The sequence below is a fragment of the Microcoleus sp. FACHB-672 genome, assembly GCF_014695725.1.
GTDB lineage: Bacteria > Cyanobacteriota > Cyanobacteriia > Cyanobacteriales > Oscillatoriaceae > FACHB-68.
In genome coordinates, this window is record NZ_JACJOU010000031.1 from 11870 (window position 1) to 25245 (window position 13376).

Sequence of the window (13376 nt, forward strand, 5' to 3'; positions counted from 1 at the left end):
AACCCTTACTTTAATTTAATCAGAGATTATTTGCAAGGAGAGGAAAGTTCCCAATTAGTTAGACACTTGTATCTTTTCATCTCTGTACTGACTGAGAAATTCACTTAGCTCTTGCTCCTGAAAATTTTTCGCATATAGGCGTACCTGAGCCAGAAAGGGGAGAAATTTTTCATCCGACTGTTCTAGCAAAGCGGCCTCCTTGAGAACCCCTTTCATATTACCTCGCACTGCTAGCTGAAACAAAGTTTCTATTTGCTCAGGTGAGGGGGAAATCAATTTAGTTTTTGTCAATACTTCTTTACAATTCGCATCAACCACCTGAGCGGGAACCCTTAATTCTTTATAAAACAATTCCTGTCCTAAATGGCGCTGTAACTTTTCTAACAAATCCTTTGCCTGTACCGGCTTTGCCAGAAAATCATTAGCGCCGGCTTCTAAACTTTGATGCTGGTCAGTTTTCAAGACGCTGGCAGATGAAACAATAATCACCGCATCCTTCAGATGTGAAACTCGGCGAATTTGCTGGGTTAATTCCAATCCATCCATCCCCGGCATCGCTAAATCGGTGATAATTACATCAGGCTGAAACTGAGCCGCTTTGTCTAACCCTTCTTGACCGTTACCGGCTTCTGCGATTTCAAACCCAATGGGTTCTAGCAAATTGGTAATAACCGAGCGATTTTTCCATTGATCATCTACGATGAGAATTTTTCGCTTGCTGCCGGTGATGCCGGTAATTTCTGCTTCAGGGACTGAGCAAACATTGGGTGTAAAGTTGTTGGAGGAAGTTATTTCTTGCTGTTGCGCCGGCTGTTTTTGGAAGGTCTCATAAATCCATTCAATTTGTAAATACTTTTGTAATTTCTGAAGTAACTGCTCCGCTTGAATTGGCTTGGGAATAAAATCATTGCCACCGGCTTCTAAACTTTTGTGCTGATCTTTAGCAAACACGCTTGCAGATGAAACAATCACAACCAAATCCTTAAGCTGTGGAGACACTCGCAGCCGGCGCATCATTTCAAACCCATCAAGTACCGGCATCACTAAGTCGGTAATGATCAAATCAGGCTGAAATTGCAGCGCTTTTTCTAATCCTTCCTCACCATTGCTTGCCTCTGCTACTTCAAACCCAATCGGTTCTAGCAAATTGACAATAACTGATCGATTTTCCCATTTATCATCCACTACCAGAATTTTTCGTTTTTTGCCGGCGAAGCTAATAATTTTTCCTTCTTCAGCTACTTTGGCTGTCTCTGTCCAGTTTGTAAGAGCCGGCAAATCTAAATCTATCCAAAAAACGCTTCCCTTCCCCAGCTCACTTTGGACTTGAATGCTACTGTCCATCATCTGAACAATCTTTTGGCTAATTGCTAAACCCAAGCCGGTGCCTTCTGCTTGCTTTTTGGTGTCCCCCACTTGTTCAAAAGGCAAAAATATATTTTCTAATTGCTCTGGACTCATGCCAAGGCCGGTGTCGGTAATTTGAAAACGAATTTTATAATTTGTTTTTTGTTTTTTATTATCTTCTAATAAATCAGGCGTTTTGTTTTCTGAATCGATAACTGAGGGGTAACGCTCAATAACACTAACTTGAAAATTCACTCCCCCTATATTTGTAAACTTGATAGCATTGCCCAGTAAGTTAATTAAAACTTGTCGTAACCGTTTTTCATCAGCGTGGATGGCAGTTGGCAGTGTGGTTGTAGGTTGATAAACAAAGGCAATCTCTTTTTGTTCAGCTCTGATCCGGCAAATTTCTTCCACTCCTTGTAAGAAGGACGGAAAATGGAAATCGCTGTTGTCCAGTTCCATTTTCCGCGCTTCAATTTTCGACAAGTCTAAAATGTCATTGATCAGGGTGAGTAAGTGTGAACCGCACTGATAAATAATATCTACGCCATCGCGTTGTTTGCCTGTTAAATTTTTACTGCGTTGGAGAATTTGAGCATAACCCAAAATGCCGTTGAGAGGCGTTCGCAATTCGTGGCTCATATTAGCCAAAAACTCACTTTTTGCTCGGTTTGCAGCATCCGCAGCTTCTTTTTTTAGTTCCAATGAGCCATAAGATTCCGTAAGCGTTACCGCCATTTGGTTGAAGGCATTCGCTAGCTGTTCAACCTCATCTTTTGTCTGAATATCTAAGCGATAATCTAAATTGCCGGTGCCAATTTGTGCTGCTCCTAGTTGAAGCTGTTGAATTGAACGAATAACCGGCAGTAATATCAATACTAGCTGAGCGATAAAAATTAAAAGAATAATTACAATAATAATTTGTCTTCGGGAGCGAGTTGTTTGCTTGAATTGGTCGAATTCTTCCTCTTCTAGAGCATCTTGTTCTAGAAGCTGATCAGCTAAGAAATCTAAATATAGGTTAATATCTTTTTCAAAAGAATTGATCGTTCTAAAGTCCTGCTGTGATTGAGTGAGGCCAAGCGGTTTTTCAGAAGGCGGTCTCTCGATAAGTCCGTTAGCTAAATCTAAGAGAAACTTGTGCCGGCGGCGAACCAGTTGCACTTCTGAAGCGGCCTGGGGCATTATATTTTCTAGTTTATCCAGTGCTTTTGTGAATTCAGACAAAGCTTGCTTGTATGCCCCCACGTTCGCAGCATCACGGCTCAAGAGAATCAGATCCTTGAGCGCCTTTACTTGGTCACTCAAAGATGCGTTGAGCTGAAGAATCGCATTTAAAGCTTGAGTGGTTCTTGCTCGGCTTGCTTGTGCGCTTTCTTCGGCTTGTCTAATGAAAATATCACCACCAATTAACAAAAAAGCAACCAGGCTGACTACAATTGCCGAAGAACCAATACACTTAGTTGTTATTTTCATCTTTCACTTAATTTCACTTCGTGTTAATGCGCTTTTGGAGCTTTCGGATAATGTCGTAGTCAGAATCCTCTACAGACGTGTATCCAGCACCCACAGCCCCGGTAGGATCTACAAGTCCATCTGGGGCGTCGATAAGTGCCTTTTTTAAAGTATTTTTTAATTCAGGTGAAAGCTTACTAGAAGCTACTATTGGCAAGCTAGGAATTGGGGTGGATTCCCAAATAATTTTGTACTTTTCAGGATCGAAGCTTCCTTCTTTTTGTTGTTCCGTGTATGACTGCCTATCCTCGGCAATCGCATCCACTTTCCCCTCTAGAAGCATCGCTTTTGCCTTGTCATGGCTACCCGCAAAAATGACTTCAGCAAACTCGCCTTCGGGATCAATACCATTGTCTAGGAAGTGAGCCATTGGTACAATATAGCCTGATGTTGATAATTTGTTCACAAAGGCAAATCGTTTGCCTTTCAAATCTGCAATAGTTTTAATTCCCTGAGCGCTGTTAGCAATAATTACGGCTGTGTACCAAGGTCGTCCTGTGTGTTTGTTAATAGGAGCGGCAAGTGGCTCAACATTGGGATCGCGAAGACGCGCCTCGATATATGTGCTTGCACCGAGGTAGGCGAGTTCAACTTTTCCCTCTACGAGTAAATCAACCGCTGTTTTGTAATTTGGCGCTATTTGAAATTTGAATGGCCGGTTAAGTTTTTGTGTGAGGTAGTCAGTCAAGGGCTTTAATTTCTCTTCCTGTTCTACGGAAACCTGCCAGGGAATGAGTGCCATATTGATGGTTGCCAGTTCATTCTCAGCCTGGATGGCTGTTTCCTGAACGCTGCTTTTTGAACGTTGGGTTTCGGCTAACTTGGATGTTGTGCATCCTGTGAGAAATAATAATGAGTAACTGACAAAATTACGTCGTTTCATTTATTTGTACAGCCTGTCTGTAATTGATGGTTTACACTTAATAAGGTTTTATGAAAAAGTCGTTAAAATTTATTAAGTTTTAGGTTGCATTTATAGAGTTTGAACAAGAGTTGGCCTGGTGCATCCCACATTTGCAAAAATATTAGGAGTGGGAGCATCTTGCTCCTTGAGATGACAGACAGCGGGCAAATTGACCAAAATGGGATGCACCTTGCGCTTGTAAAGTTTTGTTTCTCAAACGAACCTACGTTAGGGCTTTAGTTTAATTAGCTTGACTTGATGATCACAAAGGGCTACAGTTGATTAACTGCTAAAACTATTCAATTATAATAAATAACGCAGTCTCAATCAGCGGTAAATATACTTAGAATAATATCATTTACCCACCTCTTAATTCAAGCTTAAATAAAACTTAATACTATGACATAAGCTTAAATACTCTTTATGAAAAATAGAATTATTTAAACATCTACAACTTTTTCATCAATTCTTTTATCAGCATCGGCTTGAGAAAAAAAATTAGCAAAAAATGATTTAAAGTTATAGTAATGAGTCATTCGTAACAATTTAGCTTTAATCTAATAAGTTTTATCTGAGTAACTCTATCGAACCCTTGGCAAGTAAGATTGCCGAGAACAAAAGTTTAAACTACTCAGCGAGATTGCTTGGAAGTATCCCACTTTTGGAAAAAGATTAATTGTTTGTGGAGGTTTGTGGAGCCGGCGTCTTATCTGCTTGGTTTGCCGGCATAAGGGTGATAGCTCCTGTCGCCTATCCCACTGTCTTACAAGAAATCGATTTGCAAAATAGAGAAGCTACCGATTCCTTGTCAAGTTTTTCTATCTATAAAATATGAGAATTGATTTTAAAATTTCTCTACTTTTCAAAATGTTCACAGTGAGCCATTACTTGGGATTTTATCGTTTGTCATCTATTCCTGACAATCTTACCAAAGCGAGGCGCGACAAATGAATTAAAAGTTATTGCGACTTTTACCCCAGCATCTCTGCCGGCAAGGAGTTCAGGGCGTATAATGCGTGCCTAAGCAAGGAAAAATTTAGGCAATTGCATCGCAAGTAATCAGGGATTAGCACTGAGGTAAAACCCTATATTTTAAGTAACTCTAACAGATTTTCAGCAGATTCACTTAAAACATTTTGCTAAATTTCAGCGAAGGACCGCTCAGCTCGATCTCTCTTAATAACTCTTCAGTTTTGCCACTTGCGCTCAATAAATTCTCTATGTATAATCGAAGATCTGGTTTTAAAAGTCGCCAAAAAAGCTGTCAATCCTACCACAGCTAATCTTCAACCGAAGAGGCAGCTTTGAACGAGAGCGCGATTTAAAGGCAAGTAAAGAAAATTTTCTTAAATCCGTGTCTTAATCCAAAAATCGTGTTATGTTAACCTAGTATTAACCACAAGCTTAACCTGCTGTTTCCCTGAAATCCGTAGCCGGTGGCGTCGCACATAACAAGCGCCATGATTCGGATAGAGAGGGGGGGGTAAGCCGCCAGTCGAGGATGTCTCCTAGAACTTAGTACAGACAGACTTGCAACAACGGTAATTCCAGTATGGGGAGGCTGCTTTCATCTCTTAATCTCTAGCCTGGGGTAAGGGGGGGCAACTCTTAATGTCACACGTATCTGTGCTGGTGTCACACGCCACAAACACTTCAAAATATTTCGGTTACTTTTTGCGCCGCAGCATTGGGATAAGCGTTGTGCGTATGAAGCGTTGATGGGATAGGAGGCGCAAAAGCCCTCCCATAATGCAACGCTCGTGCTGAAAAGTTGTACAAACGCCAGAAATGGGCACGTTTGTATAGGGAACGAAATCGGAGACAATTGAATGACTGAATTAAATGTGCAATGCCCGCAAACGGGGCTACAAATTGTGCACGCAATTCCAGGGCGCTTGCGGCTTCGTGCTGTAGGTAGCGCATCGGAGTCGGCACTTGAAACGGTAGCGCAACGGCTGCGGCAACAAGAAGGAATATACAAAGTTAATATCAATCTGCAAACGGGGAGTTTACTCGCCACTTTTGACGAGAATCGGCTGCCGTTGCAACAATTGCTGGGGATGCTAAAGCAAAAAGGCGTTTCAGTGGCTCCTTCCCCATCGGAAGACTTGCCCCTGCCGGAACTCTGGGAGCCAGTCTCAGCCGCTCTTTCAGCCACACAACTGGATTCTGCGATCCCGTTAATCGTGGGGATGTTAATCACGCAACGCTTGGGAATCCAAGGTTTGCCGGCAATTCCTTTGTATCTGATCGCTGCCGGCACAACCCGTCAGGTGATTGATGAACAGGGGATCACAGGATTGATCCAGCAACCACTCATCGCTGAGTCTTCCACCCAAAATCCAACCTCAGAAATTCAACACCGGCTCGTTCATGCAGTTCCAGGACGGTTGCGCTTTCACGTTCCCCGGCTGGCGGATGATGCTGTTTACACTCGGCGGATCGAGCGCTTGATTGAATCGGCTGCCGGTGTCACCGGCGTGCGGGTGAATCAGACAACAGCATCACTGATTGTGAGCTACAAAGCCGGCTCGGTATCTCTTTTGCAAATGCAATCGCGTCTAGAAGCGCTGATTGAGCAAGCAAAGGTTGCGGGATTGCCGAAGATTCCCCAACCGGCAGAAGACAGCACCTCTGTCCCAGAGCCGGCATCGGAAATGGCGAATGCTGCTGTGCCTTATAACGGGCGAGTTCAGCACTCCCCCCAGCCGGCACCCGAACCGGCACTCGCAGTGTCAAACGGGCGAGTTCAAACATTACCGCCCCGCTCAATGGCAGTTAGTCCTGTCTCCGTGAAAATACTTAAAAAATTAGTATTAACGGATACATCAGCGACACGTAAAAAACCTAGTTTTTGGGATAGCTACAAGCCGCCGGCGCTCAAAGCCTCCCTTGCCTTCTTGGCTAATCTTTACTAAAAAAAAGATTACTCACTAGGAAATACGAGGCGCTTTCAAGTTTTAACCTTACGGAGGATTGAGGCTAGTAAGGTTAAAGCTAAATTAAAAAGCCTAAAGTATAAATTTTTACTCTTTATACGAAAGCTCTAAGATTCAGCGTCCAACCTTCACCCCCCAAACCGCACACCTTAGATGGAGTTGCATGAGATAGAGAAATGACACAAGCAATGGTAAAACTGGCACCGCAGGCAAACACAATATCCAGGGTGATATCTGCGGCTGAGAATGAGAAATCTGCTCTAGTGAACGGAAATAACCACGCAAAAATCGGCCATTCCGTAAAAACTAATGGCCATAAAAAATCTGAGCTACTTGGGGTAGCTTGCAGCGTGGTTCACGCGGTTCCGGGACGGTTGCGGTTTCGGGTGCCTCGGCTGATTAACGATCCCGAATACGCGCATCGTCTGGAAGTATTGGCTTCGTCTGCTGCCGGCGTCACCAGTGTCCGCATCAAGCCCTCAGCGGCTTCTGTTGCGATCTCATACAACCCGCAGGGGATTTCAGAAGCGAAGATGCGCTCTGCACTGGTCAACTTGATTCAGCAGGCTAGCACCGCGATTTTACCACAAGAATTATCAAAAACCTCGAAGCACGAACCAGAGAAAGCCGAGAGTAGCTCCTGGTCTGGACTGAAGCTGCCGGTGTTGGCAACCACCTTAGCGATATTGGGTGGCCCATTCGGCTTACCGATTCCCGCCGTGTTGGTGGGTAGCACGATCGCGATGACAAGTCTGCCGGTGGCGAAACGGGCTTGGGACAGCGTCCGCAACGACCGCAAACTGAATATTGACTTCCTCGATTTCTCAGCGATTGCGATCACTACGCTTCAGGGTCACTTCATGGCCCCGTCACTGATGTTGTGTCTGATTGAAGCGGGAGATGCGATTCGGGAACGCACCGCACGCTCATCTGAACGACAAACGCTGGATTTACTCGATTCCCTCGCTGATTTTGTCTGGGTTGAGCGCGATGGCGAAAAAGTGGAAGTTTCGATCCACGACGTGCAGCGCGGCGATACGGTAATCGTTTATCCCGGCGAACAAGTGCCGGTGGATGGACGGGTGCTGCGCGGCAAAGCCACGATTGACCAGCAAAAACTGACTGGCGAGTCGATGCCGGTGATTAAAGAACCGGGACAAGAAGTGTACGCGTCTACCCTGGTGCGCGAAGGACAAATTTACGTTGTCGCAGAACGAGTCGGAAGTGATACCCGTGCCGGCCAGAGCATTAAGTTAATGCAAGATGCGCCGGTGCACGATACCCGGATTGAAAACTACGCCGCCAAAATTGCAGATCGGGCAGTTTTGCCAACGATCCTGCTGGCCGGCATTGTGTTTGGCGCAACCCGCAACCTCGCACGCGCCGCCGCCGTTCTCACCCTCGACTTTGCTACCGGCATTCGCGTTTCGGTTCCCACAACCGTTCTCGCTGCACTCACCTCTGCAGCGCGGCGGGGCATCCTGATCCGCAGCGGACGCGCCTTGGAGCAATTCGCCAAAGTCGATACCTTTGTCTTCGACAAAACCGGCACCCTTACCCAAGGCGACATTGCTATCTGTGGCGTAAAAACCGTGAATGGCATGACTGCTGAGCGCGTGCTGGAACTCGCCGCCGCCGCCGAACAGCGCTTGACGCACCCCGTCGCCTCCGCTTTAGTCCGCTATGCCGAACAGCAAGGGGTTGCCCTGCTGCCGCGCGGTGAGTGGAGTTATGAAGTCGGTTTGGGTGTGCGGGCAGAAATTGACGGACAGACGGTTTTGGTGGGAAGCAAGCGCTACCTGCAGCAGGAAGGCATCTGCATGACTTGCCTGTATGAAGAACATCCAGACCTGCAAACCGGCTCACTGATTTATGTTGCCAGTGATGGCAAGTTACGCGGCGTCATTCAGTACACCGATCCCCTGCGTCCGGAAACCCTGGAAGTGATCGACGCACTCCAGAATCAAGCCGGTATGGAAATTCACTTGCTAACCGGCGATAACTGGAACCGCGCCAAGGCTGTGGCCGCTCAATTGGGCATTCCACATGAGTGCACTCATGCCGAAGCATTTCCCGAAATGAAGGCAACAGTTGTGCGCCAGTTGCACGAAGCCGGTCAGACGGTGGCGTTCATCGGCGATGGCATCAATGATTCTGCCGCCTTGGCGTATGCGGATCTGTCCATCTCCTTTGGCGATGGTTCGGATGTCGCCCGCGAAACCGCTGATGTGGTGCTGATGACGAATGATTTGCGAGGACTTGTAGAAGCGATCGCAATTGCGCGTCAAGCAATGGGGCTAATTCATCAAAACACCGGCATTGTAGCGATCCCCAACCTGGCTGGCTTACTGTTAGCCGGTACTGTGGGACTCAACCCAATGGCGGCAACAGTGGTGAACAACGGTTCCAGTGTGATTGCCGGCGTCAACGGTTTGCGCCCCCTGCTGAACTCAAAAGTCGGCAGTTGACTACGGACTAGGTACTAGGGAAGAGAGGGAGAAGGGGAGAAATGCCCATACCTTTAGGTTGGCGTAGCCTTGCCCCATGCCCCATCCCCCATTCCCAAATTAAGTTTTTCTACTTTCAATGGAGGAAATGAATCATGTTATTTGGTTTAGACGATTTGTTTGAAGATTTTGGTCTTCCTGCACTTGTTGTCGGTGTCGGTGCGGCAATTTTAGCACCTGTGTTGATTCCGGTTGGTAAGCCCTTAGCAAAATCAGCCATAAAAGGCAGTATTGCCCTTTATGAAAAAAGCAAGGGTGTATTTGCAGAAGTTGGAGAAGCTTTTGAGGATCTCGTCGCTGAATCTAAAGCAGAACTTGCTGACGCCCAAAATCAACAAGATTTGAAATCAGCCGCAATTCCAACTCAAGCCCGTCCCGTAACTGAATGAGCCTAGAAATCGGGAGAAGGAAGCAACTTTTTTCTCTAGTTCTCTAATCCTGATTTCCTAAATTTCTACTTTCAAAGTTTGCAGTAAATAGGAGAACAAAGACATGGCCATCGGAGAATTTTTTGAAGAACCGGGCGTTTTATTAGAAGAAGCTGGCGCACCTGGTTTGGCTGTTGGTTTGGGTGCTGTATTGCTTGCACCTGTTTTGATTCCTTTTGTTGCCGGTATTGGCAAACCCATCGCCAAAGCAGCGATTAAAGGCGGCATTGCTTTCTTTGAAAAAACCAAAGGTGCATTCGCCGAAGTCGGCGAATCCGTTGAGGATCTCGTCGCTGAAGCTAGAGCAGAAATGGCTGAAAAACAAGCGCAAAATATCGTAAACGGGGAAACCCATTCTGAGCCGACAACCGATTATCCCGGCAGCTAGAAAACTGGTTAGGGGAATGAGAAGAATAACACTTCCTAATTCCCCTAACCCACTTTTTCCAAGTTTAAAAGTTAGAACTTTTAAATGTTTTCACCGTTCAAGTTATGTAGGAGAAACTTGTAAAAATATGAATATAGCTGTTGGAAATCATACTAAATCTTTACCGACGATGAATAGCTCGAATTTTAAACCCCTGAATCAACTGATCCACACTCGCGTTGTGAGTCAAACACCAGGCCGACTAAGGTTGAAAATATCTGAACCACACCGGAAGCAGGGCGAAATGGCAGAAATTGTCAATGCTTTAAACGCACATCCCAATGTTTCCGAAGTGCGGATGAATCTCCAAACTGGCAGCATTGTTGTTCATCACGACAATTATCACGATACCGTTGAAAATGTCTTCGCAACTTTGCGAGATGTGGGCATGATCTTTGGCGATATCGTTCTCGGAAAATCGGTAGCCGCAAACGGAGTCACGGATGCCGTTAGTGATTTGAATCAACGAGTGTCATCTTTAACACATGGTGTGGTGGATTTGCGGTTCTTGTTGCCTGTGGGATTTGGAACACTCGCCGTGCGGCAGTTGATGGCAAAAGGGTTGCAATTTGATATTATTCCTTGGTATGTATTGGCTTGGTATTCGTTTGATAGTTTTATCAAATTGCACTACACTGCTGATCCGCACAAGAAGAATAGCTATCAGCCAACCGGACGTTAATAAGCTGTTTTTGACAACCCAGTTAGTGGGTGTCAGCTATGCCAGTTTGTGTTTGCAAAGTGGTGTAAATCACCCTTGAAAAGGCAGGGTTGATTCATTCTCCTTTCGCTCTCAGGCAGGTGATGAAGTCCCTGTCTGTCAGACTTTTCGAGTTGTCCGTTAAAATATTGAATCCTGTAGAAGTACGGTGGCGGCGTGATTCTGCGGGATTCTGTGCCGGCTGGCGATGGAAATTTTAAGGCTGTCGCCACTTAACTTGTCTTTGTAGTTTACAGGGGGTTAAATCAAATGGTAAGTGCATTTGAAATTCAAAAAAATTTGCAAAATGTTCTGGCCGAATACCCGATAACTGTTAAGACATATTTAACCAAAGATGAATTAATTATTGTGTTAAATCGGTCAAGGCGCAAGCCAATAAATTATGAAAACGTTACTCAAATTGTTGAAACTCAGTTAATCGGGTGGCAGTTAGAGGGAATTAAAAAGCTTAAAATTTTTGGGAGAAGCACTCACCAAAATTATCCCGAATGGCAGCAAGTGATTGAAATTAATGCAAATCATTTGACCAAGAAATCTAATCGAAATCAAATCCACATACCGGATACGGCAAAACTGATTCCAAAGTTTTTCAAAACATTAACATCAAAAAAAGTTACGGCACAAGCCGGCAACCGATTGTACAGAATCAAGCTAGCGCTACTGGTGCCTGGTTTTGGTACATTTCTTTACGGGATTTGGTTAATCTGCAATGCAGAAATGGCAGGATTTATACTATTTCTAATCACTGCAGTCTTGGCTACTGGCTTAGCAGTCGTTGAAGCGTTGGATGTCCTTTGCCAGGAAATGAACCGCAGAGACTAGCGAGAAAGCAAGGGTTTGCAGCAAAAAAGGAAAAACCCTTAAAAAACACAGGTGTCACCAAGTTGGAATGGAGAATGGTCATGGCTGAGCAGACAGCGCAAACCGAACAAAGCAAAATCCAAGTGGTACACGCGATTCCGGGTCGTGTGCGGCTGCGCGTCACCGGCAAGGATATTGAACCGGCATTGGATATCCTAGCGCAACAGCTACGGCAGGAAGACGGTGTTTATGAAGTGGGCACAAATGAGGCAACCGGCAGTGCAGTGATTGCCTTTGATGCCAACCGCCTACCCTTGCCACACTTGTTAGAAGGACTTCAGCATTGGGGAGTAAATGTCACTATGACAAACATCGAAAGTGGTAACGCAGTTACTGCAAGCAACACGCAACAACAGACGGCGAACCAGAAAGATCCGTTTGCGGCGTGGAAGTCACCCGCTTACTGGAAAAAGCAGGGCCGGTCATTCCTCCCCATTATTGCAGGACTAATGGTGACACGAGGGTTCGGGCTGTTAGGCTGGAGAGCGCTGTTTGCCTATATTATTACGGCCAATACCACTCGCCAGATTATTGACCAACTGGACACGGAAACGCCTGTTATGGTGCCGGCAGCCACTCCTAAAACCGCCGCTACCATTCCCACTCCAAAATCGAATGGAAAATCAGCACCGGCATCCGTAGAAACGCCCTCGGTTGCGTCTGCCTCAGCGAGCACCTATAAAATGATCCACGCAATCCCCGGACGAGTGCGGTTTGGGGTGCCTCGCATCGCCGAAGATCCCCAATATGCGCGGCGTCTGGAAAAATTAATAGAATCCACAAAGGGCGTCACCGGCATTCGTGTGAACTCCCAGGCAGCGTCTATTGCGATTACTTATGATAATCGTGCCGTTACCGATGCCGAAATGCGTTTGCATCTTGCGGAACTGATTCAATCTGCCGACGAGGCAAAAGATGTAAGCTACGTCGCTACAGCGTCGGCACCCACCCTCACAGTCGTTCCGCCTATCCCGCAACCGGAACCCTCAACACCACCCCCACCGCCGGAACCTACTCTGACAAGCGAGATGCCTGTGTCACAACCGGCACCCCCAGCAACCGTCGAAACAGATGAGCCGGCAGACTCTCCACCTGATGATTTAGAAGGATCGAGTCACGACACGCAAGAGGCAACCGATGAGCCGGCACAGGTTGAACCTGTTGTTTTAGAAGCTGATCAAGAAATAGAACTGGCAACTGATGAGCCGGTTGAACCCGTGGCTTTAGAAGCTGATCAAGAAATAGAACCGGCAACCAATGAGCCGGCACAGGTTAAACCCGTTTCTAAAGGAGGTGGCAGTAAAGCAAAAAAGGCAAGCCAGAAGCCGGCAAAATTTGAATCGGCGTTAGAAGTTGTTAGTGAAGAATTTCACGCAGTTGCTGCACCCGATGAGCCGGCACTTCCGCCACCTGCCTTAGAAACTGCAATACCAATGTCCGAGGTTGTGGATGAGCCGGCACTTCCGCCACCTGCCTTAGAAACCAATCTTAAAGAGACAAGCAATTCAATGCCGGTGCCTGAAGCATCAATTAAAGAAAAAGCAAGCTTGTTTTATTGCCTCAAGCAAACCGCTCGATCCACATTCCAGTTCTTAAACAAGGGACAACCGCTATACAATGCCTTAGCTTTAGGCTGGAGAGAGGCCGGCATGATTCGCTTAAAAGCGATCGCTTCGCTTCAGATAGACAACTCACCTGAGTTGGATCTCCGAGTTGAGTAAGCT

At 46.0% G+C, this 13376-nt stretch carries 9 protein-coding genes; 7 read left to right on the plus strand and 2 right to left on the minus strand.

All coding sequences use genetic code 11. The features are described 5' to 3' along the window. Positions 1-54: 54 nt before the first annotated feature. The gene (locus H6F56_RS22065) at positions 55-2826 is read right to left on the minus strand and encodes a response regulator (protein ID WP_190672883.1); all 2772 of its coding nucleotides are present in this window, start codon (positions 2824-2826) and stop codon (positions 55-57) included. A gap of 13 nt (positions 2827-2839) precedes the next feature. Continuing rightward, positions 2840-3748 (minus strand): phosphate/phosphite/phosphonate ABC transporter substrate-binding protein, encoded by a 909-nt coding sequence (locus H6F56_RS22070; protein ID WP_190672886.1) that lies wholly within the window; start codon positions 3746-3748, stop codon positions 2840-2842. 1850 nt (positions 3749-5598) lie between these two features. Here H6F56_RS22070 and H6F56_RS22075 point away from each other — a divergent pair. The 7 genes from H6F56_RS22075 (at position 5599) to H6F56_RS22105 (ending at position 13373) form a co-directional block, all read left to right on the plus strand. Next, on the plus strand, positions 5599-6687 hold the full coding sequence (locus H6F56_RS22075; RefSeq protein ID WP_190672889.1) for an HMA2 domain-containing protein: 1089 nt from the start codon (positions 5599-5601) through the stop codon (positions 6685-6687). Between the two features lie 197 nt (positions 6688-6884). Next, a complete protein-coding gene (locus H6F56_RS22080) occupies positions 6885-9176 on the plus strand; it encodes a heavy metal translocating P-type ATPase (protein ID WP_242032123.1) in 2292 nt (763 codons plus the stop codon). A gap of 134 nt (positions 9177-9310) precedes the next feature. Then, positions 9311-9604, plus strand: coding sequence for a DUF5132 domain-containing protein (locus tag H6F56_RS22085; protein ID WP_190672893.1), 294 nt, complete (start codon positions 9311-9313; stop codon positions 9602-9604). Positions 9605-9707: 103 nt separating this feature from the next. Then, entirely contained in the window at positions 9708-10031 is a 324-nt protein-coding gene (locus H6F56_RS22090) for a DUF5132 domain-containing protein (RefSeq protein ID WP_190672897.1), read from the plus strand. A 169-nt stretch (positions 10032-10200) separates the two neighbouring features. Continuing rightward, a complete protein-coding gene (locus H6F56_RS22095; RefSeq protein ID WP_190672899.1) occupies positions 10201-10752 on the plus strand; it encodes an HMA2 domain-containing protein in 552 nt (183 codons plus the stop codon). A 288-nt stretch (positions 10753-11040) separates the two neighbouring features. Beyond that, entirely contained in the window at positions 11041-11613 is a 573-nt protein-coding gene (locus H6F56_RS22100; RefSeq protein WP_190672904.1) for a hypothetical protein, read from the plus strand. 80 nt (positions 11614-11693) lie between these two features. Next, positions 11694-13373, plus strand: coding sequence for an HMA2 domain-containing protein (locus tag H6F56_RS22105; protein WP_190672907.1), 1680 nt, complete (start codon positions 11694-11696; stop codon positions 13371-13373). Positions 13374-13376: the final 3 nt, after the last annotated feature.